The sequence below is a fragment of the Vreelandella halophila genome (assembly GCF_019903425.1).
Taxonomy (GTDB): domain Bacteria; phylum Pseudomonadota; class Gammaproteobacteria; order Pseudomonadales; family Oleiphilaceae; genus Halospina; species Halospina halophila.
Map to the genome: position 1 here is coordinate 1,580,028 of NZ_JACHUZ010000013.1, position 21,521 is coordinate 1,601,548.

The 21,521-nt window shown below is 63.4% G+C and carries 21 protein-coding genes and 1 pseudogene; 12 read left to right on the top strand and 10 right to left on the bottom strand.

Features of this window, described 5'->3' with window-relative positions:
* Positions 1 to 20 precede the first annotated feature (20 nt).
* The 5 genes from H4I92_RS11585 (at position 21) to H4I92_RS11605 (ending at position 5,053) form a co-directional block, all read left to right on the top strand.
* A complete protein-coding gene (locus H4I92_RS11585; protein WP_077530747.1) occupies positions 21 to 1,004 on the top strand; it encodes a metal ABC transporter solute-binding protein, Zn/Mn family in 984 nt (327 codons plus the stop codon).
* 13 nt (positions 1,005 to 1,017) lie between these two features.
* Complete coding sequence (locus H4I92_RS11590) at positions 1,018 to 1,818, top strand: metal ABC transporter ATP-binding protein (protein WP_077530748.1); 801 nt, start codon at positions 1,018 to 1,020, stop codon at positions 1,816 to 1,818.
* The gene (locus H4I92_RS11595) at positions 1,818 to 2,954 is read left to right on the top strand and encodes a metal ABC transporter permease (protein WP_077530749.1); all 1,137 of its coding nucleotides are present in this window, start codon (positions 1,818 to 1,820) and stop codon (positions 2,952 to 2,954) included. Before H4I92_RS11590 ends, H4I92_RS11595 begins: the two co-directional genes overlap by 1 nt.
* Positions 2,951 to 3,847, top strand: a complete 897-nt coding sequence (locus H4I92_RS11600) for a metal ABC transporter permease (RefSeq protein ID WP_077530750.1) — start codon at positions 2,951 to 2,953, stop codon at positions 3,845 to 3,847. The genes H4I92_RS11595 and H4I92_RS11600 overlap by 4 nt, the downstream gene beginning before the upstream one ends.
* Positions 3,848 to 3,949: 102 nt before the next feature.
* Positions 3,950 to 5,053, top strand: a complete 1,104-nt coding sequence (locus H4I92_RS11605; protein ID WP_077530751.1) for a histone deacetylase family protein — start codon at positions 3,950 to 3,952, stop codon at positions 5,051 to 5,053.
* Positions 5,054 to 5,072: 19 nt separating this feature from the next.
* Here the strand turns inward: H4I92_RS11605 and H4I92_RS11610 are convergent, their stop codons facing one another.
* Positions 5,073 to 5,696: a TetR family transcriptional regulator gene (locus H4I92_RS11610; RefSeq protein ID WP_077531742.1), complete on the bottom strand. Its 624-nt coding sequence runs from the start codon at positions 5,694 to 5,696 to the stop codon at positions 5,073 to 5,075.
* 169 nt (positions 5,697 to 5,865) lie between these two features.
* Between H4I92_RS11610 and H4I92_RS11615 the strand changes: the two genes are divergently transcribed.
* Both H4I92_RS11615 and H4I92_RS11620 read left to right on the top strand, forming a co-directional pair.
* A complete protein-coding gene (locus H4I92_RS11615; protein ID WP_218668201.1) occupies positions 5,866 to 7,026 on the top strand; it encodes a ferredoxin reductase in 1,161 nt (386 codons plus the stop codon).
* A 35-nt stretch (positions 7,027 to 7,061) separates the two neighbouring features.
* Positions 7,062 to 8,234 (top strand): fatty acid desaturase family protein, encoded by a 1,173-nt coding sequence (locus H4I92_RS11620; protein ID WP_077530752.1) that lies wholly within the window; start codon positions 7,062 to 7,064, stop codon positions 8,232 to 8,234.
* A gap of 4 nt (positions 8,235 to 8,238) precedes the next feature.
* Here H4I92_RS11620 and H4I92_RS11625 read toward each other — a convergent pair whose 3' ends face one another.
* Positions 8,239 to 8,832, bottom strand: coding sequence for a GNAT family N-acetyltransferase (locus H4I92_RS11625; RefSeq protein WP_077530753.1), 594 nt, complete (start codon positions 8,830 to 8,832; stop codon positions 8,239 to 8,241).
* Between the two features lie 171 nt (positions 8,833 to 9,003).
* Here H4I92_RS11625 and H4I92_RS11630 point away from each other — a divergent pair, with 171 nt between their 5' ends.
* Positions 9,004 to 9,930 carry an aldo/keto reductase gene (locus H4I92_RS11630; RefSeq protein WP_077531744.1) on the top strand — a complete coding sequence of 309 codons (927 nt, stop codon included), beginning with the start codon at positions 9,004 to 9,006 and terminating at the stop codon, positions 9,928 to 9,930.
* A gap of 3 nt (positions 9,931 to 9,933) precedes the next feature.
* Positions 9,934 to 10,602 carry a hypothetical protein gene (locus H4I92_RS11635; RefSeq protein ID WP_077530754.1) on the top strand — a complete coding sequence of 223 codons (669 nt, stop codon included), beginning with the start codon at positions 9,934 to 9,936 and terminating at the stop codon, positions 10,600 to 10,602.
* Positions 10,603 to 10,752: 150 nt separating this feature from the next.
* Here H4I92_RS11635 and H4I92_RS11640 read toward each other — a convergent pair whose 3' ends face one another.
* Together H4I92_RS11640 and H4I92_RS11645 are read right to left on the bottom strand one after the other, a co-directional pair.
* Entirely contained in the window at positions 10,753 to 11,547 is a 795-nt protein-coding gene (locus H4I92_RS11640) for an SDR family NAD(P)-dependent oxidoreductase (protein WP_077530755.1), read from the bottom strand.
* An 86-nt stretch (positions 11,548 to 11,633) separates the two neighbouring features.
* On the bottom strand, positions 11,634 to 12,479 hold the full coding sequence (locus H4I92_RS11645; protein ID WP_077530756.1) for a DUF72 domain-containing protein: 846 nt from the start codon (positions 12,477 to 12,479) through the stop codon (positions 11,634 to 11,636).
* 118 nt (positions 12,480 to 12,597) lie between these two features.
* On the opposite strand from H4I92_RS11645, the gene H4I92_RS11650 reads away from it, so the two are divergent.
* Complete coding sequence (locus tag H4I92_RS11650; protein WP_077530757.1) at positions 12,598 to 13,134, top strand: YgjV family protein; 537 nt, start codon at positions 12,598 to 12,600, stop codon at positions 13,132 to 13,134.
* Positions 13,135 to 13,138: 4 nt separating this feature from the next.
* On the opposite strand, the gene H4I92_RS17165 is transcribed toward H4I92_RS11650, so the two are convergent.
* From H4I92_RS17165 to H4I92_RS11665, 4 genes and pseudogenes are all read right to left on the bottom strand, one after another.
* A complete protein-coding gene (locus H4I92_RS17165; protein WP_422821989.1) occupies positions 13,139 to 13,705 on the bottom strand; it encodes a methyl-accepting chemotaxis protein in 567 nt (188 codons plus the stop codon).
* Positions 13,679 to 14,443, bottom strand: a pseudogene (locus tag H4I92_RS17170) (PAS domain-containing protein); the annotation flags it as partial. The pseudogene H4I92_RS17170 and the gene H4I92_RS17165, both read right to left, overlap by 27 nt.
* Positions 14,444 to 14,724: 281 nt before the next feature.
* Entirely contained in the window at positions 14,725 to 15,387 is a 663-nt protein-coding gene (locus H4I92_RS11660; protein ID WP_077530759.1) for an AbiTii domain-containing protein, read from the bottom strand.
* A 162-nt stretch (positions 15,388 to 15,549) separates the two neighbouring features.
* Positions 15,550 to 16,545 (bottom strand): LLM class flavin-dependent oxidoreductase, encoded by a 996-nt coding sequence (locus H4I92_RS11665; protein WP_077530760.1) that lies wholly within the window; start codon positions 16,543 to 16,545, stop codon positions 15,550 to 15,552.
* Between the two features lie 169 nt (positions 16,546 to 16,714).
* On the opposite strand from H4I92_RS11665, the gene H4I92_RS11670 reads away from it, so the two are divergent.
* Positions 16,715 to 18,538, top strand: a complete 1,824-nt coding sequence (locus H4I92_RS11670; protein WP_179105695.1) for a monovalent cation:proton antiporter-2 (CPA2) family protein — start codon at positions 16,715 to 16,717, stop codon at positions 18,536 to 18,538.
* An 80-nt stretch (positions 18,539 to 18,618) separates the two neighbouring features.
* Entirely contained in the window at positions 18,619 to 20,277 is a 1,659-nt protein-coding gene (locus H4I92_RS11675; RefSeq protein WP_077530762.1) for an FAD-binding dehydrogenase, read from the top strand.
* Here H4I92_RS11675 and H4I92_RS11680 read toward each other — a convergent pair.
* The gene (locus tag H4I92_RS11680) at positions 20,270 to 20,470 is read right to left on the bottom strand and encodes a hypothetical protein (protein ID WP_077530763.1); all 201 of its coding nucleotides are present in this window, start codon (positions 20,468 to 20,470) and stop codon (positions 20,270 to 20,272) included. The two genes, H4I92_RS11675 and H4I92_RS11680, sit on opposite strands and share 8 nt — an antisense overlap.
* Positions 20,463 to 21,518 (bottom strand): SO_0444 family Cu/Zn efflux transporter, encoded by a 1,056-nt coding sequence (locus H4I92_RS11685; RefSeq protein ID WP_077530764.1) that lies wholly within the window; start codon positions 21,516 to 21,518, stop codon positions 20,463 to 20,465. Before H4I92_RS11685 ends, H4I92_RS11680 begins: the two co-directional genes overlap by 8 nt.
* Positions 21,519 to 21,521 lie beyond the last annotated feature (3 nt).

Consider the following 21,521-nt stretch of genomic DNA (forward strand, 5'->3'; position numbering starts at 1 on the left):
CCGGCTAAGGAGCATAGGGAATGGTGACGCAGGCAGCTCGACGATGGCTTGTGACGCTTGGTCTCTCGGTGGTTCTCGTAACCGGTGCCTCCGGTGTGCGCGCCGCTGACGTGGTGACCACCACGGGTATGATCGCGGATGTCGCAGCCAGCGTTGCGGGCGAGTGTCTCACCGTGGAGCCGCTGATGGGGCCGGGCATCGACCCCCACCTCTACGAGGCCCGACCCAGTGACATTCCGCTGTTGCGCAACGCGGACGCCATCCTCTACAACGGTTTCAACCTGGAAGGCCAGCTTGGGGCGGTTCTCGCCAAGATGGCCCAGAGTAAGCCCACAGTGGCAGTGGCGCCGGAGTCGATGAAGGATGAAGACCTGATTAAGGGGGCTGGCGGGTACGCGGTGGATCCCCACCTCTGGATGGATCCGTCGCTCTGGGCCCGGATTGTGCCCACGGTGGCGGATGTTTTGGTCAGGATTGCCCCGGACTGTGAATCCGGCATCCGCGCGCGCGCCGGTAACTACCAGCAGCAGCTCATAACGCTGGATGAATGGGTGAGCGCCAGCGCGGCCAGTGTCCCGGAGCAGCAGCGCATTCTCGTCACAGCGCACGACGCCTTCCGTTATTTCGGCCTGGGTTACGATATTGAAGTGGTCGGTATCCAGGGCATCAGTACTGACAGTGAGGCGGCGATTGCCGACGTCCGCTCGGTCGTCGACAGGGTTGTCAGTCGCGATGTCCCCGCCATCTTCGTCGAGAGCACCATCAGCCGCCGGACGGTGGAAACCGTGGTCGACGGCGCCCGGGACCGCGGGCATGACCTGAAGATCGGTGGTGAGCTCTTTTCCGATGCCATGGGCGCCCGTGATACGCCGGAAGGGACCTATATCGGTATGATCCGGCACAATACCCGAACCATCGTTGAAGCGCTCGGTGGCTCGGTTGAGCCCTGGCCCGGGAGCCTGCCGTCCTTCGAGGGCAGTGAGCGCACCAACGCAGCAGAATGACAGTGGAGTCGCCATGAAGCGGGAGAAACGCCACGAACCGGAGCTGGCACTGCACATCGAGGACCTGACCGTTGCCTACGAGGGCAAGCCGGTTCTCTGGGACATTGATGTGAACATTCCGCCGGGCGTGATGGCGGCCGTCATCGGGCCGAACGGCGCCGGGAAGAGTACGCTGATCAAGACGGCACTCGGGTTGGTTAAGCCTACCGCCGGTCATATCTGTATCCATGGTTACCCGCCGCGTCAGGCCCTGAAGCGTGTGGCCTATGTGCCTCAGCGCTCCTCGGTGGACTGGGATTTTCCGACAACCGTTGTGGATGTGGTCATGATGGGGCGCTATGGCCATCTGGGCTGGTTCCGCTGGCCCGGGAAGCGGGAGCACCGGCGCGCCATGGATGCGCTGTCGGCCGTGGGCATGGAGGCGTTCGCCAAGCGCCAGATCAACCAGCTTTCCGGAGGTCAGCAGCAGCGGGTCTTTCTGGCGCGGGCGATGGTTCAGGACGCGGATGTGCTGTTCCTGGATGAGCCCATGGCCGGCGTTGATGCCACGACCGAGAAGGCGGTCGTGGCGCTCCTGCAGGAGCTTCGGGATCAGGGCAAGACCATCATCGTGGTGCACCACGACCTTCAGACCGTGCGTGACTACTTCGACTGGCTGGTTATTCTGAATGTGCGGGTTGTGGCCCAGGGCCGCATCCCGGAGGTATACACCGGCGAGAATCTGCGCAAGGCCTATGGGGGCCGGATCGCGCTCCTGGACCCGGACTCCGCCGGTGAGACGCCGGACGCGGTGCCGAGGGAGGTTGTGAACTGATGCTGGATCTGCTCGGCAACCATACCGTCCAGACAGTGATCATGGGTGCGGTGTTGCTGGGGCTGGTCAGCGGCCTTCTGGGTTCCTTCGCGGTCCTTCGCCAGCAGAGCCTTCTGGGCGATACGCTGGCCCATGCGGCGTTGCCCGGCGTCTGCATCGGATTCCTGATCGCGGGCACCCGGCATCTCGGCTGGATCATGGCCGGTGCGCTCGGAACCGCCGTTATCGCGGCCCTTTTCGTCCAGGTGATTACCCGCTACAGCCGGATCAAGATGGACGCCGGCCTGGGCGCTGCCCTGAGTGTCTCATTTGCGGTCGGGGTAGTTCTTCTGACCTACATTCAGGGTCATTCGAGTGCCTCCCAGGGGGGACTGGATTCATTCCTGTTCGGGCAGGCGGCGGCTACCCGTCCTTCCGATCTGTGGTTCATGGGTGGGGTAACCCTTGCGGCCATTTCGCTGGTGGCGCTGCTGTGGAAGCAGCTCAAGCTGGTGACGTTTGATCCGCTGTTTGCCGGCTCCATCGGGCTGTCCGTTGGCGTGCTCGAGACGGTTCTGACCGCCATGATCGCGTTGGCGGTGGTGGTGGGTCTGCAGATGGTGGGAGTGGTCCTTATGACCGCCATGGTTATTGCACCGCCGGTGGCTGCACGCCAGTGGGTATCCCGGCTTGAGCATATGGTGTTCCTGGCGATGCTTTTGGGGGTGATCTCCGGCGTGGTGGGGGTGCTGTTGAGTGCCGGTGTGTCCCACCTGGCCACTGGGCCGGTGGTGGTGCTGGTCGCGTCCGTGTTGGTGGCACTGTCGCTGCTGCTTGCCCCCGGACGCGGCGTGCTCTGGAGCTGGCTGAAACTCTGGCGGGAACAGCGCGCCATCGGCCAGCGCCAGATGCTGGTAACGCTGCACAAGCTGGCGGAGCATCACGAGGACCCCTATTACCCTGTGGAGCGCAGTATGCTCGACAGCTTCTACGGTGTCGCCACTGGTCATATTCTGAGGCGCCTCCAGGCGCGGGGGTTTGTTGTGCCCGCCAGCCACATGCGTGAGGAGGGGCCCCACTGGGCTCTTACGGACGCGGGGCACAATGAGGCCCGGCAGGAGCTGGAGCGCATGGACTGGAACCAGGCGGAGGCATGATGCAGGCGTTTCTGAACGATCCCATGGCCATGATCCTGCTGACAGGGGCCCTTGTGGCGACTTCGGGCGCCCTGCTGGGGACTTTCCTGGTTCTGCAGCGCCAGAGCATGCTTTCCGACGCGATCAGTCACTCCATCGTGTTCGGCATTGTCGTGGTCTGGCTTCTGACGCATGCCCAGTCGGGCCCCCTCCAGATCGCCGGAGCAGCACTGACCGGTATTCTGACGGTTTTCCTCACCGAGATGGTGGCCCGGACGCGCCGGGTCAAGCGTGACGCGGCCATTGGTCTCGTGTTTCCGGCGCTTTTTGCGGCCGGCGTGCTGCTGCTTAATCTCTATGCCCGGGACATTCACATCGACAGCCATACGGTGCTGCTGGGCGAGATCGGGTTCGTATGGCTGGACACCATGCCTCTGGCCGGGTTTGACGTGCCCCAGGCGGTGGTCTGGATGTCGGTGGCGACGCTGGTCAACCTGGGCTTCGTGCTCGCCTGCTACAAGGAGCTCAAGCTGGCCTCCTTTGACTGGCAGCTGGCTGCCGCATTGGGCCTGGCGCCCGCCCTCATGTTCTACATACTGCTGGGGCTGACCAGTGTGACGGCAGTTGCGGCATTTGATGCCGTGGGTGCGGTACTGTTCATCGCTTTCGTGATTGTACCGGCGGCAACGGCCTACCTTCTGACCGACCGGCTCTCACTGATGTTGCTTTTGGCGGTCCTGGTGGGCGTGGTGTCAACGCTTTGCGGCTACCCTCTGGCCGTCAGGCTGGATGTCTCCATTGGCGGCACCATGGCTTCCATGACAGGTGTCTTTCTGCTCACGGCCTTCGTCTTGAGCCCACGTTATGGGCTCCTGGGTCATTGGCGTAACCGTCGGGTTAAAGTCCCCGGCTGATGCAGCCATCCGCCTGTTTTCAGGGCGCTTGTATGGACCGGTAGAGATAGTATAGTGAAGGTGACGCGGTGATGGTTATGCCGCGAGCACATGGAGGCTGTCATGCCGGAAGGCACCATCGCCCTGTTTCACGATGACCGCATGCTGGCTCACGAGCCGGATGTGGATGTACCTTTCCTGCCGGGGCGCCTTGACCGGCGCATCCGCGAGATCCTGGCCGGGCTCAATGTCCAGTGGAAGTACCCGGAGCATCCCGGCCGTCTGCGCGCGGTGATGGCCTTGCTGGAATCCCACCCGATACCGGGGCTGAGTATGGAAGCTGGCCGGCCGGCCACCCGGGAAGAGCTGGCCCGGGTCCATACCACCCACTATCTTGATTTCATTGAGGATCTCCGGGATACAAACGCGTGGCTGGACGTGGATACCACCGCGGTTTCCGAGGGCAGCGTCCTGGCTGCCGAGGTTGCTGCCGGGACGGCGCTGGCGGCGGTCGAGGCGGTTGTTGAGAAACGCCATCGTCATGCCTTTGCGCTGATACGGCCGCCCGGGCACCATGCCGAACCGGTGCGGGCGCGGGGGTTCTGCCTGTTCAACAACGTCGCGGTAGCGGCGGCCCATGCCCGCAGCGAACTTGGCTGTGAGCGGGTGCTGATCCTTGACTGGGATGCCCACCACGGTAACGGCACTCAGGATATCTTCTGGGCGGATCCTGATGTCATGTTCATTGATATCCACCGTGCGGCACCCTTCTACCCTGGCTCGGGTCTTCTGGAGGAGGTAGGTGTGGGGATGGCCGAGGGCGCGACCGTGAATGTGCCGCTGCCCGGAGGCTCAGGGGATGTTGCCTACATCAAGGCCATGCGCGAGATCGTGACGCCGGCTGCGGACGCTTTCCGGCCGGACATCATCCTGGTCTCAGCCGGCTTCGATACCCACTGGTACGACCTGGCACTGAACGTCTCCTATGAGGGCATGGCGGTGATGACCGAGATCATCCAGTCGCTGGCGGAACGTCATTGCGATGGCCGGCTGGTGTTCGTGCTGGAGGGCGGCTATAACCTGGAATCCCTCTCGCACGGGGTGCACACAGTGTTACGGACGCTGGTGGGAGAGCGCTTCCCGGAACCCGGCGCCGCTGGCGTGGCCGAGGTCGAGGCGGCGGCCCGCTTCCACCGGGACGCATTCCTGGATCCGGATCAGAGCTGAGTCACGGCCGCCAGCGCGGTCAGCCGCTCTGCCAGTGGTCCGCGCCGATGAAGATCATCCGCAGGAAGCGGGTGGTCTGCCGCCGGATCCTGCCCAGTTCCTCTTCATCCCCGGCTGAAATGCTCAGTATGTCCGTCAGGCTGAACGCCACCGTGCGGACCACCAGCTCGCAGGCCATGTCCAGGTCCTCGTCGCTGAGGTGGGGCAGCAGGCGGAGGTTGCGCAGGTCGTTGGCCAGTTCGCTGGCGAAGAACTGCATCTCGTTGCGGATGCCCTGCTGGATCGCCTGACTTTCCCCGGCCAACCCCTGGGCCATGAAGGTGAAGAAGTTCCGGTTAGACTGGACGTGGTTCACGAAGATGGCCACGGATTCGTCCATCAGCTTGTCCGCGTGCAGCACATTGGCGCGCGCCTCCCGCATCATGCCCCGCAGGACCACACCCAGCTCATCCACCAGCGTCAGGCCCAGGTCGTCCATATTGCGGAAGTGGCGATAGAAGGAGGTGGGGACCACCTCGGCCTGCCGGGTGACTTCCCGTATGCCAAGGCTGGCGAAGTGGCGGCCCCGCCCAACCAGGGTCAGTGCCGCCTCCATGAGGATCTCGCGGGTCTCGCCGGGGCGGCGTCGTTTCTGTGTCGTCATATCGGTTATGGGTGCGTGCAGGTCGATCACGCGAGTGTACCGACCTGCAGGCAGAATCGAAACGTGTGGGGCAGCTCTAATCACCCATTGACACCCTGATTGGGCTTTGTGTACAGTCGTTCACAAGTTGTGAACAAATGTGCACAAGGGGCCTGTAATGCAGGAATCAATGAACACAGACAGCGGTATGAATCGTGGCCAGGATCGCTCCTACAGGAGTGTTCTTGCCAAGGTCGGGCCGGGGCGCGAGACATGGCGCTGGCTGGGGCAGCAGCTGTTCAACCGGGAAAACCCGGCAATGTACTTCGACCCGCTGCTCGAGAGCATCAATCCGCTCTGGGCCCAACGCTACATCCCGGCGCGGGTGGAAGCCATCGAATCCGAAACCCATGACAGCAAGACCCTGACCCTGCGCCCGGCGCGGCGCTGGGGTGGCTTCCGTGCCGGCCAGCACCTGAATCTTGAGGTTGAGAAGGACGGCCGCTGGTACAGCCGCCCGTTCAGTCTTTCCTGCGCCCCGTCGCACTGGGAGCAGGACGGCACCATCACCGTCACCATCAAGAAGGTGGCGGATGGCGAGATCACGCCCTGGTTGCTCGAGAACTTCGAGCCGGGCGATGTCATCGGGATCAGTCGCGCCTACGGTGAAGACCATACCCCGGAGCCGGGCTATCCGATGCTGTTCATCACCGGTGGCAGCGGCATCACGCCGGTACTGAGCCAGCTTGAGGCCATGGCGGACCGTCACCTGCGCAATCCGGTCACGCTGCTGTATTTCGTGCGCACCGAGGCGGACGTGATCGGGGGCCGCAAGCTGCAGGCACTGGCGGAACGGCTGCCGAACCTGGACCTGCGCATCGTGGCGGCGGAACAGGACCCTCAGAACCCGGACCATCTGGGCCCGCATCACCTGCAGTCGGTCGAAGGGCTCACGGAAAGGGAATGCTTCCTGTGCGGCCCGCCCGGGCTCATGAAACACGCCCAGAATCTGCTGGCGGACGCCGGCGTGTCGGATGAGCAGATCAGCAGCACCCTGTTCGCCGTCGGACCGGGCGTGGTGGTAACGGAAGATGCCGGCGGTACCGTTCACTTCAGCCGCAGCGACATCACGGTGGAGAGCGCCGGCGACCGCCGCCTTCTCGAGGAAGCCGAAGCGGCCGGTCTGAACCCGCGCTACGGCTGCCGCATGGGGATCTGTCACCAGTGCGCCTGCCGAAAGACAAGCGGCATTGTCATCAACCAGCAGACCGGCCAGCCCTCGGGCCATGGCGAGGAAACCATCCAGCTCTGTATCAACGTGCCCCAGGGGGCCGTCGAGCTGGAGCTGTAACCAAACACCGAATCGACACTGCAAGGAGAATCACCATGCAGAAGCTCAGCGAAGAACAGCTCGAAAATCTTGCACAGGACCTGGACGCCATCCGCAACGAACAGATGGCGGACCTGGGTCAGCGTGACGCCGACTACATCCGCGGCATCATCCGCCTGCACCGCACGCTGGAGTTCGGCGGCCGGGCTATGATGCCGCTGGGTTTCATCCCGCCGTTCTTCCTGGCTGGCATGACCTCCCTCGGGATCGCCAAGATCCTGGAGAACATGGAGATCGGCCACAACGTCATGCACGGCCAGTACGACTGGATGAACGACCCGGAGCTCAACTCCCAGACCTACGAGTGGGACACCATCTGCACCGCGGATTCGTGGAAGCGGACCCACAACTACGAGCACCACACCTACACCAACATCATCGGCAAGGACCGGGACTACGGTTATGCGGTGCTGCGCCTGGAAGACGAGACACCCTGGGAGCCCAAGCATCTGCTTCAGATGATCAACTTCATCAACCTGAGCATCTTCTTCCAGTGGGGTGTAGGCGTGCATGAGCTGGAGTTCGAGAAGCTGCGCAGCGGCGAAGTGACCCTGCGTGAAAAGGCTGAGTTCCTCAGGGATTTCGCGCGTAAGGGCGGCCGTCAGGTGTTCAAGGATTATGCGTTCTATCCGGCGTTGACTCTTCCTGTGGCTCCTATCGTGATCGCGGGCAACTTCGGCGCGAACCTGATCCGCAACCTCTGGGCTTCCAGCGTGATCTTCTGCGGTCACTTCACCGAGGGCGCGGAGAATTTCTCGGAGGAAGAGTGCGAAAACGAGAGCCGTGGCCACTGGTACCTGCGTCAGCTCACCGGGTCCAGTAACTTTACCGGGCCAAACTGGGTCTACACCCTGAGCGGGCACCTGAGCCACCAGATCGAGCACCACGTGTTCCCGGACATCCCGGCGTATCGTTACCGCGAGATCTCCCCGCAGGTCCAGGCGGTCTGCGAGAAGTACGGCCTGCACTACAACGCCGACAGCTTCCCGCGCCAGTACGCGACCGTGCTCAAGCGCGTGGCGGCCTTCTCGCTGCCGGACCGGATGCGCGAGCGGTTGTTCCCGGAATTCAGGGGTGACGGGGGTCCGGCGGAAAGCCCGGACAACACCCGCTCGCTGGTTGGCCGCCTGCGCAGCCGTGTGAGCAACACGCTCTCCGCGGCGGCCTGATCAATCAGGCCAGCCTGCCCATCCAGAAATTCATCGGCTTGGCCGTCTCTTCGGCCTGGTCGATGTCCTTCCAGGGGTAATGGGTCCGCAGCTCCGGCACGGGCTCATACCCCCGCTTTTTCCAGAAATCATCCAGGGGCTGGTAATCTTTTGGCCGCAACGGGTGATCGTCTGGTCTTTCCACCGCACAGAAACAGCAGTAACGGAACCCACCCAGCTCGCGGGCATGCGCTTCCCGTTCCTCGAAGAAACGCACGCCGATACCCTGGCCCCGGTAGTCGGGCAACAGCACGGATTCCCCGAAATAGAAAACCTCTGACGGGTCATAGCCCTGGTCCACAAAGGGCTGGATAAACGCATCCTCTTCGTCTTCCAGCGGCAGCCCCGTGGCCGCACCGACAACGTGCTCGCCGTCCCTTGCCAGCACAAAGACACTGCGTGGTGACTGGATGTAGGTTTCGAGGTACTGTTCTTCATAGGCCATGTCTCCGTCGTACAGATAGGGCCATTCACGGAAGACCTCGATCCTGAGCGCGGCCACCCTGCCAGCCCAGGGCCTGATTGCTTCGCCGCTGATACGCTCGAGCTGTACTGCCATTCGCTGCTGCCTCCCTGAGACGGTTGTGGATACGGGTTTCAATCACCGCGATCATTACAATACAGGGGCGAGGCGGTGGCAATCCGGGATCAGCCGGAGGGCGGCCCCTTGAAAAACACGGCCCAATGGGGTGACGTGGACAGAGGTGGTTCATGGCAGGTGGAGGAAAGCATGGCGGAACATTCCAGGCGTCGGGTACTTGGCGGCATCGGCGCCGGGCTGGCGGGGATCGCATGGCCGGGGCTGTTCGGGGCGGTTGCGCAGGGTATGAAACGCAGCTCCCTGCCCGGAAAGGAACGCGCCATTCCGGTTATCGGCATGGGCACCTGGCGCACCTTCAATGTCGGGAGCGATCCGGAGCTGCTGGCGGCGCGGACCCGTGTTCTGGAAGCCTTCTTCGAGGAGGGTGGCGGCCTGATTGACTCCTCGCCCATGTATGGGTCCTCCCAGTCGGCGCTCGGGCACGGCCTGGAACAGCTGGGGTACCCGGAATCGCTCTTCACCGCCGACAAGGTCTGGACCCGCGACGGCGACGCGACCCGCGAGCAGGTGGCGGATTCCGCTGCCAACTGGGGCATCGAACAGTTTGACCTGATGCAGGTGCACAACCTGCTGGCCTGGGAATCCCACCTGGAGACGCTTCAGGCGATGAAGCAGAACGGGGAGCTGGGTGCCGTGGGGATCACCACCTCGCACGGGCGCCGACTGGCCGAATTCGAGCGGGTCATGGAACGCCACGAGCTGGATTTCATCCAGGTGACCTACAACATCCGGGACCGCTGGGCCGAGGACCGGATCCTACCACTGGCCCGGGAAAAGGGCATCGCCGTCATTGCCAACCGGCCCTACCAGGGTGGCTCGCTGATCAAGGGCCTGCAGCGCCGGGGTGAGTCCCTGCCGGGTTGGGCGGAGGCCATTGACTGCCACACCTGGGCGGATTTCCTGCTCAAGTTCATTGTTTCCCATCCGGCGGTGACCTGCGCCATTCCCGCCACCACCAGTGTTGAACACATGCGTGAGAACATGGCGGCCGGGCGGGGTGCCATGCCGGACGCCAGCCAGCGCCAGCGCATGATCGAAACGCTGGAGGCGATCTAGTTCATGCTTGGCTCGCTGGATACCTATTCATTCCGGGATTTCGTGCCGGTCACGCCAGAGGTCTGGGCGCGCCTGTTCGAGCGCCTCAACGAGCAGGTCTGGCCGTGGCAGCTTCTGTTTCTCGCTTTCATGCTGTTCGCGCTCTGGCGGCTGTACCAGGGCGGCAGCCGCACGGCCGGGCTGGCACTGGCCGCCTGCTGGTGCTGGTCCGGCATCCAGTTCCAGTTCATTCTGCATGCCCCGCTGAACTGGGCGGCCAGTGCCATGGGGTGGATCTTCATGGTCCAGGCGGTGCTGGTGCTGCTGGTCGGCCTTGGGGGCGGCTGGCAATTCAGCGGCGGCTTGCGGGCAAGGTTAGGGATGGTACTAGCGGTTCTGGGAGTGTTGGTGCTCCCGTTGGTCGGCCCGTTGACCGGGCGCAGCTGGACGGCAATCGAGGTGGCGGGCACGGCCCCTGCGCCCACGGCACTGGTCACACTGGGGATGTTGCTCATGGCCCGCCCCCTGGGCTGGGTGACGGCCCTGATTCCCTCGCTGTGGCTGATCTACAGCAGCGTGATCTGGTGGGTCAGTGGGTGGTTGCCCGGGGTGCTGGTAGTGCCCATCGCGGTTGCCTTCCTGGTGGCGGGAGGTGTTGCCGGAGGAAGCCATAGCAGGACTGAACGGCGCTGAAGCGGCGACTGACTTTGTCATGTTCGGTCCCCAGAAAGAACACGGGGAAGTGATCGACCACGTCTCATGGAAAGTCAGTGGTTGAACGTTAACCTCTGGGCGCCCCTTCGTGGGGCGCCCCTTCAGCCTTTAACCGTAACCAGCCCTGGCTCAACTCATCGTATCAACAATGCCGCCTTCGACCCGCATCGCCGCTCCGGTTGTGGCGCTGGCCTGCGGGGACGCCAGGTAGACACTCAGGTTGGCGACCTCGTCCACCTCCGCCAGGCGCTGAATGATCGAGGTCGGTCGATTCTCCCTGACGAAGTTCGCACCGACTTCGTCCTCACTGATGCCCTGCTTTCTGGCTGCTTCGGTGATCATCCGGCCCACACCCTCGGACTTGGTCGGGCCCGGCAGTACGGCGTTGACGGTTACGTTGGTGCCGGAGAGGACCTTGGCCAGGCCACGTGAGATCGACTGAACGGCGCTTTTGGTCATGCCGTAGTGCACCATTTCCGACGGGATGTTGAGCGCGGATTCGCTGGACAGGAACTGGATCCGGCCCCAGTTGCGCTCCTTCATGCCCTGGGCATAGTGGCGTGACAGGCGTACCGCGCTCATCACGTTGACGTCGAAGAACTGCTGCCATTCCTCATCCGGAATCTCGAAGAAGTCTTTGGGACCAAAGATGCCGACGTTGTTGATCAGGATGTCGCAGTCGGGCTTCTGTTTGATCAGGGCCTGGCAGCCTTCGGCGGTGCCAAGATCGGCGGCGACGCCATCGACGTCGGCGTCCGGGAGCTCGCGTTTGAGCGTTGCGATGGCGTCGTCAACGCGCGCCTGGGTGCGTCCGTTGACGGTTACGGTGGCGCCGGCGTTGGCCAGCCCCTTCGCGATGGCAAGCCCTATGCCGGCCGTGGATCCTGAAACAATGGCCGTTTTGCCCGTGAGGTCGATTTTCATGCTGGGTCTCCGTGTTTGCCAGTGCTTTTATCATCCCGCGTCGTCCAGACTGTTGGGGTTATCGCCCCTGAACAAAACCCCTGTCATCAGAACAGGCCGATCTGGGGCTGCTCCGTATTGAGCGCCAGCTCCTCCAGCTGCGGAACCCGTTCCATCAGGAGTTCATGCCACAGGGCGGCCAGGGCAAGGGCATCGCTGTTGTCCGGCATGTGCATGAACACGAACGGATGTCGGCCTTCCTCGATCCAGGACCCCACCCGCTCCACCCATGGCGCCAGGAAGTGTCGGTTGCTTTCCAGGTCGGGGTGGCCGATGTAGCGGATCACCGGCGGTGCTTCCACGGGGAGAAGGTGCACTGGCAGCCGGGGCTTGTTGGCCTGGGCCTTGCGGGTGGTTTCCACGTCCGGCGTGGCGGCGAAGAGGGCCCGGGTGTCGAAGCATACCCGGGCGAGCTTGCGTTGCCGCAGGCCTTGGTTCAGGGCTTTTTCCGCCTCGCCTTTCTCAAAGAACGCCGGGTGGCGGACTTCGACGGCACAGTTGAGTGGGGCGGGCAGGGCATCCACGAACCGCCAGAGGTTGTCCGGGTAGCCGGGCCCGAACGCCGCGGGCAGTTGCAGGAGGAAAGGGCCGAGCACATCCCCGAGGGGCTCGAGGATCGACAGGAAGTCCTGTAACGGCTCGCCCACGCCGGCGAGCAGGCGGTCATGGGTGATCTCCCGTGGGAACTTGAGCAGGAAGCGGAAGTCCTCCGGCACCTGTTCGCGCCACTGGGCGCATTGCGCCCGCGTGGGCGTGGCGTAGAAGGTGGTGTTGCCCTCCACGGACCCGAACACCCGGCTGTAGCGCGCCAGGGGCGTGCGGCCGGGTGGCAGCAGGGTGTTCCAGGAGGGATCCTGCCACTGGGGGCAGCCAAGGGCGTAGTGTTGAGCCATGGGCGACAGGATAAAACAGAATGCCTCGTGTGTGGGGCGCCGGCGCCGTAGCGGCCATCACGGAGGGACGCCGGCGCGCGGTGGGTCTAGACTGGGAGTTTAAGGATGTGGAGGCCCTATGCTGGCGGACATGACCGCAATGGAGATCGCCGGGCAGATCGTGGCGTTGATCTCGCTGGGCTTCTGCATCGCCGGCTTTGCAAGCACCCGGGATGATCGCTTGATGGTGCTGCTGATCGGCGCCAACGTTGCCTTCGCTACCCAGTACGCGCTTTTCCAGAGCTGGACGGCGGCTGTGCTCACGGTACTGGTCATCCTGCGCATTCACCTGGCACGCCGCTACCAGGGCAATGTGGCGGTGATGCTGGGCATGCTGGCAATCAGCGCCGTAGCCGCCGTACTCACCTGGCAGAGCTGGATCGACCTCTTCCCGATGACCGCCATGCTGCTCGGCACCCTGGGCATGTTCATGCTGCGGGGCATTCCCATGCGGCTGCTCCTGGCCGGCGCCGGGCTGGCGTGGATGGGCAACAACATCGCCATCGGCTCGGTGGGCGCGACGCTTGCGGAGGCCATGGTGGTGGCCACCAACTTTGTGACCATCCTGCGCCTGAAGCGCATGCGCCGCCGTTACCCGGACGTGGAGCTGCCCTGAGTTACTAGCGCCCGCCGATGGCGTCGATAGCCTCCAGTATGCTGTTGGCGCCGTCACGTATTTCCGCGGCGACCTTCTCCACCTCGACCGACTGCTCGCGTCCCTTGACCGCCGTTTCCAGAACACCGCTGATCTGTGTCTCGACATCACCGGAAAGCTTCAGGATTGAGTGAATCACTTCCGAGATCTCACCGGTGGCCTCGGACGTGTTGCCGGCCAGCTTGCGGACCTCGTCGGCCACGACGGCAAAGCCACGTCCGTGCTCTCCGGCGCGTGCGGCTTCAATCGCGGCGTTCAGGGCCAGCAGGTTGGTCTGGTCGGCAACCCCGGAGATCGTCTCAACAATCTTCTCAATGTTCTGGGAGCGTTCATTGAGAGCGCCAATCAGGCTTTTGGCCTCGTTAACCCCCGTTTCGATCCGCTCCGCTGTGGCCTTGGATTCCTTCAGGGCCTGATCCGCGCGATCAACGATTGTGGCGGTCTGCGAGGCTGTAGCGGCGGCAACTTCGGCCGCCTTGCTGGTCTGGGTGGCCCTTTCAACGTGTTCAGTGATATCACTGGCGAACTTGATGACTTTTTCGACGTGACCGTCTTCATTGATGATCGGGTTGTAGCTGGCCTCCAACCAGAGGTAGCTGCCGTCCGACCGGATTCGGTGGAAGCGTCCGGAACGATACTGACCGCGGGCCAGCGTTTCCCAGAAATCGGGGTTGTCGTGATAAAAATGCTCGTCGCACAGGATACGGTGGTGTCGGCCCTCAAGCGCCTCCTGAGAATAGCGTACCGTGTTGAGGAAATTGTCGTTCGCCTTGATGATGGTGCCATCAGGCTCGAATTCGATGATCGCCATGGAACGGTTGATGGCATCAAAGACCGCACTCTGGTCCCGTAGTCGGTCGTGTTCGGGCGTCACATCACTGGCGAGTTTAATGACGCGCTCAATACGCCCATGGACATCAGGAATCGGCAGATAGGTTGCCTGGAGCCACACGCGCTGCTTATTCCGGGTGAGCCTTGGGACGGTATCGGAGAAGGATTGGCCGGCCCGCAGGGACTCCCAGAAGCGCCGATATTCCAGTGATTCCGCCAGTTCCGGTGAGCAGAACAGGCTGTGATGCCGATCAATCACCTCACTGCGGTCATACCCGACCACATCCAGGAACTTGTCATTGACTTCCCGCACAACGCCATCCGGTGTGAATTCAATGGTTGCCATACTGTTACGGATGGCGTTCAACGCGGCCTCGCAGTTTTCGGCACGGGACCTGAGGTTGTTAATGGTTTGCTTGGTACCCGGCCCGGAAAACATGCTTTGAAGACCTCGTTGTAGGGGCTATGAATACGGTGACCTTGATAAAAAGGGAGTGTTTTGGTCCCTTTTATTAAGGCCACCGTGTTATTCGAGAACGTGGCGCGTATGGATTGGTGGTATGTGGGCTATATTGTTAAATAGTCAAAAATAGCTCGGCGAATGTTTCTGGAGCCGTGCACGCGGCAGGCCGGCCATTGTGCCCCGATGGCCGGCCCCTCCCGAAACTGGTTGGGAGGGGCGATTATTCGGGGTTCGTGAGGCGACGGGCTTGCCCGGCTTCAGGCAGTGCCGAAGAAGCGTTCCAGAACCCCGGCTTGGCGTAGGCCCGGGACCGGCAGGTTGGCGTATTCATCCATCGCACGCCGCCAGTAGTGGTCGGGATTGTCCATGGCGGCCGCCTGTTCCCGTTCCGAGGTGCTGAAGGAATTGTGCTCGCCACTGAATCCCGCCTCGATGAGATCGAGGGTCCAAAGATAGATCGTTGAACGGATCAGGCGCAGCAGGTCGGAATAGGTCTCGCGGTTGATGGTGATTGCCAGGTCGGTGGTCAGGTTGACCCTGGCCTGTAGTGCCTGCATTTCCTCCGGTGAGAGGGAATGCTGGATGTAGCTGTCCTTGCGGTAGCGAAGGCAGGTCTTCTCCAGACTGCGGACACCATCCCGCAGGTGGATATGGGCTTCCTTCCGGTCCTGCTCCTCGCTGACAGGCGCGGGAATCCAGCCGTACTGGGGAGAACGGGTCATCAGGTGGCCTGGAATGTCCCGGCGGTAGGAGGGCAGCTCCGCGTCCTCGCTGTAACCGGCGAATTCGTTCTGGAGCCAGCTTCCCATCCGCCGGTTGCGGATCATCAGGGCCAGAGTGATCGAGGCGGGAAGGATCTCCTCAAGCGGATCCTGAGGATCCCTGACGCGCTGCTCAAGTGCATCAACCGGAGCTCCCATTGCGAATCTCCTTACTGTTGCATTCCGTTATTGTTGTTGGCTGTCCCGGAAAGGCTCACCAAGCATGATGGTTGTCACACATTCAAGCTAGGCGACCCGCGCGAAAGGATCAACGTATCGGGTGTTGAGTATCCGTAACACATTGTCACCCGTGTCCGTTCATCAGGCGGACAGCCCCTGGATCGCATCAGCGGCAATGGCGAAGGAGCGTTTGCGGGCCTCGTGATCATGAATCTGGCCCGTGAGAATCAGTTCATCCGCGCCGGTGCGTTCAGAGAAAGCCTTTAGCCATTTTTCGACACTCTCCGGCGAACCAACGGCGGATTCCTTCAGCGCATGGCGGGCGGTAGCCAGTTCCGCCGCGCTGCCCAGGCTGTCCGGGTCGTCCACCGGAGGTTGGAGGGGGCCGGGAGTGCCGCGGCGCAGGGCGATGAACTGCTGCTCCATGGAGGTCATGAGCCGTCGGCCCTCCGCATCCGTATCCGCCGCGAAGACGTTGGCTGCGGCCGCGACATAGGGTTCGGCCAAGCGTTGCGATGGCTGGAACTGGTCGCGATAGACCCGGATGGCCTCGTCCAGCATGTCCGGCGCGAAGTGGGAGGCAAAGGCGTAGGGCAGGCCAAGGGCCGCCGCCAGCTGGGCGCCGAAAAGGCTTGAACCCAGGATCCAGACCGGGACCCGAGTGCCGGCGCCGGGTACCGCCTGGACGCGCTGCCCCGGCTGCACCGGGTCAAGAAAGTGCAACAGTTCCTGTACATCCTGTGGGAAGTGGTTGGCCGCCGAATGATGGTCCCGGCGCAGGGCGCGCAGGGTTTCAGGATCGGTTCCGGGCGCCCGACCCAGGCCGAGGTCCACCCGGCCGGGGTAGAGGCTTTCCAGGGTGCCAAACTGTTCAGCGACTACCAATGGCGCGTGGTTGGGCAGCATCATTCCGGCCGCACCGACGCGGATCGTGCTGGTGTTGGCGGCAATGTAACCCAGCGCCACCGGTGTCGCAGCGCTGGCGATGCCCGTCATGTTGTGGTGCTCCGCCATCCAGAACCGATCGTATCCATGGGACTCGGCATGGCGGGCCAGGTCGGCGGCGTTGAGCAGCGCCTGCCGTGGCGTATCGCCGTCATTGACGGGGGCGAGATCAAGCAGTGAGTAGCGCGTCATGATCGCTCCTGATATGGATTGGGTCCCAACACTAGCGGGCCCGTGCCTTTGCCGGCAATACGGGGTTGCCGGCGGGCTTCGCAATGGCCTTCAGCGTCTGTAGTATGCCCCTGTTTCCAGCGTGGCCCGAGTGAGCCCCCGATTGAACCGGCTTTAAGGAGTGCGTGCATTGGATTTCCTGCTGGAAGTGACCCTGTTCCTGCTGGCGGCGGTGATCGCCGTGCCCATTTTCCAGTGGCTGGGGTTCGGTGCCGTGCTTGGGTACCTGGTTGCCGGTGTCATAATGGGCCCCTCGCTGTTCAGCGTTATCGACGACGTCGAGAGCATGCTGCGCTTCTCCAAGATCGGTGTGGTGCTGCTGCTCTTCCTTGTGGGGCTCGAGCTGGCGCCGCAACGGCTCTGGGTGATGCGGAAAAACATATTCGGTCAGGGCATGGCCGGTGTGGTGGTCTGTGCCATCCCCATGGGTGCTGTTGCATGGGCCGGATTCGGGCTGGACTGGCAGACCTCGCTGATCATCGCCCTGGGGCTGGCGTTCTCCTCCACCGCCTTCGCCATGCAGGTGCTGTCCGAGCATAACGAGCTTTCCTCGCTCCATGGCCGCAGCGCCTTTGCCATGCTGCTGTTCAAGTACATCGCGTTGTTGCCGCTGCTGGCGGCGATCCCATTGATGGGGGAAGGCAGTACCACGTCCATGGACCCGCGCGAGATCGCGCAGGCCATCGCCCGCACCCTGGTGGTACTGGTGGCGGTGATCGTGGGCGGCCACTATCTGCTGCGGCCGGTTTTCCGCACGGTGGCACGCATCGGCGCCCGCGAGACCTTCACCGCCACCGCCCTGCTGGTGGTGCTCGGGGTTTCCCAGATCCTGAAGATGGCGGGCATGCCCATGGAACTGGGGGCCTTCCTGGCCGGTGTGCTGCTGGCGGATTCCGAATACCGGCATGAGATCCATCTCTCCATCGAGCCGTTCAAGGGACTGTTGATGGGCCTCTTCTTCATGTCCGTGGGCATGTCGGCGGATCTGCACATGCTGGCGGACATGCCTGGCCTGGTGTTCGGGGTCACTGGCGGGGTGCTGCTGCTCAAGATTACGGTTCTCTATGCCGTCGGGCGGCTTGGCGGCCTTGATGACAAGGGCAGCCGGGCGCTCGCCGCGCTCATGCCGCAGGGCGGGGAGCTGGCGTTCGTGCTGTTCTCCATGGCCATGACCTATGGGGTGATGAGCGAGTCGGTCACCGATGTGCTGTTCGCGGTGGTGATCCTGACCATGGCCGCCACACCTTTCACCTTCCTGTTCAACCGCCGGATCCTGGATCCGCTGCTGGCCACCTCGGAGATCGATGACCGGCCCTATGATTCGGTAGGAGAGGACGACGAGAAGCCCAAGGTATTGATCTGCGGCTTCGGTGGCTTTGGCCAGATGGTGGGGCGGCTGCTCCACAGCGCCGAGATCCCGTTCTCCGCGCTGGATGCCAACCCCCTGCAGGTCGATTTCATCCGCCGTTACGGGCACCGCATCTACTACGGCGACCCGGCACGCGTGGACCTGCTGACAACCGCAGGCGCCCGGGATGCACAGGCCATCATTGTCGCGGTGGAGAATGCGGAGTACTCCATGCGCATCGTCGACCATGTGCGGCGCAACTTCCCGACGGTTCCGGTCTATGCCCGTGCGCGCAACCGTCAGCACGCCTGGCGCCTGATGGATCTTGGCTGCCGGGTGATTACCCGGGAAACGCTCTCGGGCAGTATGCACATGGGTGAGCAGCTGCTGCAGATCTTCGGCTGGGACGAGGACGAGGCCCGTGAAGCGGTGCAGGTCTTCCGGGATCACGACGAGGAGGAATTGCGCAAGTACTACGCCATCCATCAGGAAAAGGGCAGCCGCAACCCCAGTGACCAGGAGATCATCGACGAGCTGGAGGGGCTGTTCCAGTCCGACGAGGCGGAATCCATCGATCCGGACAGTCTGCAGCACTCAAGCAGCTGATCCCGGCTGCTGACGTGTCTTGAATCTGTCGCTGCTTTCGTTCAGTTTTGCACAACAATAAGCACAACAACGAGGGCGCTATGACTCAGGATGCGGATGTCATTGTGGTCGGTGCCGGCCTTGCGGGGCTGGTGGCGGCAACGGAGCTGGCCGATGCGGGCCGGCGTGTTCTGATGGTGGAGCAGGAGTCCGAACAGAATCTGGGCGGCCAGGCACACTGGTCCCTGGGCGGGCTGCTGTTCGTGGATTCGCCGGAACAGCGGCGCATGGGCATCAAAGATTCTCCGGAACTGGCGTGGCAGGACTGGCTGGGTACCGCCGGTTTTGACCGGGATGAGGACTACTGGCCACGCCGCGTGGCCGAGGCCTACGTGAACTTCGCCGCGGGCGAGAAGCGCGCCTGGCTGCGCGAGATGGGCCACCGGGTCTTTCCGGTGCTGGGCTGGGCCGAGCGCGGGGGCTATGACGCCTGCGGTCACGGCAATTCCGTGCCCCGCTTCCACATCACCTGGGGAACGGGGCCGGGGATTGTCGAGCCCTTCGAGCGGCGCGCCAGGGAGGCAGAGGCACGGGGGCTGATCCGCTTCTGCTGGCGGCATCGCGTGGACGAGCTGCTGACCACCGGCGATCACGTGGACGGTGTGCGTGGCCGGGTGCTGGCGGATGACCGGGCCGAGCGGGGCGTTGAGACCAATCGGGAGGAGAAGGACGACTTCGAATTCCGGGGCCAGGCCGTAATTGTGGCCTCAGGCGGCATCGGCGGCAATCATGAGATGGTGCGCCGCAACTGGCCGGAGCGGCTTGGCCGCCCGCCCCAGCGTATGGTCAGTGGCGTGCCGGCCCATGTGGACGGGCGCATGATCGATATCACTGAGGCTGCCGGCGCGCGCGTGATCAACCCGGATCGGATGTGGCACTACGTTGAGGGCATCCAGAACTGGAATTCCATCTGGCCGAATCACGGCATCCGCATTCTCCCGGGGCCGTCCTCACTCTGGTTCGATGCCACCGGCCGCCGTTTCCCTGCGCCCCTGTATCCCGGCTCGGATACACTGGGGCAACTGGAATACATCCAGTCCACCGGCTACGACTACAGCTGGTTCATCCTGGACCAGAGCATCATCAAACGTGAGTTTGCTCTCTCAGGTTCCGAGCAGAACCCGGACATTACCGGCAAGAGCTGGGCACAGACCCTGAAGCGGCCTTTCGGGAAGAAGGGCACCGGTCCTGTTGAGGCGTTCAAGGAGAACGGGGTGGATTTCGTGGTCCGGGACAACATTGAGGACCTGGTCCGGGGCATGAACGAACTCAGTGGCGACCATCTGCTGGACCCGGCGGACATCCGCCGCCAGATCGAGGCCCGCGACCGGCAGCTGGACAATGCCTTCACCAAGGATTTCCAGGTCATGGCCATGCACAATGCCCGGAAATTTTCCGGTGACAAGATGGTGCGCACGGCCAAGCCCCACCGGATGCTGGACCCGGCTCACGGCCCGCTGATTGCGGTGCGTCTCAACATCCTGACGCGCAAGACGCTGGGTGGCCTGGAAACAGACCTGGAAGCCCAGGTGCTGAACGAGCAGGGTGAGCGTATCCCCGGGCTCTATGCCGTGGGTGAGGCCGCTGGTTTCGGCGGCGGTGGCATGCACGGCTACCGGGCGCTGGAAGGGACCTTCCTGGGCGGATGCCTGTTCTCGGGGCGCAATGCGGGCAGGGCCGCCGCCAAAGCCGTCATCTGACCGGCAGGTCGCGACAAAGGCCGCATTCGCCCTCATCCTGTTCCTCGATCGCGCCGCCGCTCTCAACGTAACGCAGACGGTGGCGTGCACGTTCGCGGTTGGCGCTCACCTGGTAGCGCCGCGGCTCCTGGCGCTGCCCGGTGTCATCACTCCCGTGCGCCTGCGTGGTTTCTGTGTCTTCAGGGTCAGTCATCATGGGTCTCCCTGATGAGATTGCGCCGGAGCAGGGGCACCGCCATGACCACCAGAAGGGCGAGTGCGCCCCATTCCAGCCAGGCGGGAATCCAATCCTGGACGCCCTGGACCGAGCCCTGGATGTCCAGGTCAAAGCCGGCGATCACAGCATCGGTCACCAGCCCGGCGGCGACGGTGCTCACCACGATGCCTGTAAGGTAGAGCAGCAGTGCCCCGGTGCCCATTTCACGCTGGAAGATGCTGAGTGTGGCCAGGCTGGTTACAGGCCCGGCCAGCATCAGAACCAGCGCGGTGCCGGGGGAAAGCCCTTCCAGCATCAGGGCTGCCGCGATGGGGGTGGTGGCAGCGGCGCACAGGTACAGGGGGACGCCGATCAGGGCCATAAGCAACATGGGGCCGATGCCACTGCCCAGCACCGCCAGCCCCTGTGGCGGCGTCAGTGTGATCAGCAGGCCGGCCACGGCCAGGCCAATGGCAATCCAGATACTGATGTCGTCCAGCATTTCGGTGAAGGCGTAGCGCAGTCCGTGGCGCAGCCCGGGGGCCGTTTCATCGGCATCCGCCATGATATCGCCGCCATCACAGCCGGAGGAACAGCAGCTGGAGCCGCAGGCCGCCTCAGCTGGTTCCGTGGCGGTGGCGCCGCCATGGCTCATGGCGGTGAGCAGACCGGTACTGATCGCTGCCACAACCGCACCCAACGCCCTGGCCACCATCATGAACGGGCCCATGAGAACAAAGGTGAGCGAGAGCGAATCAACGCCCGCGCCCGGTGTGCCCACGAGGAAAGAGGTGGTCGGCCCGCGCCCGGCACCACCCCGGTAGAGCGCCAGCGCGGTGGGGATGGCGCCGCAGGAGCACATGGGCAGGGGGACACCCAGGACGGCGCCCCGCAGTATGGGCCGGATGCCGTCACCGCTGAGCCACTGCCGGATGCGCGCCCTGGGCACCAGGCCACGCACCAGGCCCGCCACCACCAGGCCAAGCAGCAGCCAGGGGGCAGCGAGCAGCGTCATCTCAACAATCGCGAGCACGAGTTCCTTCATACC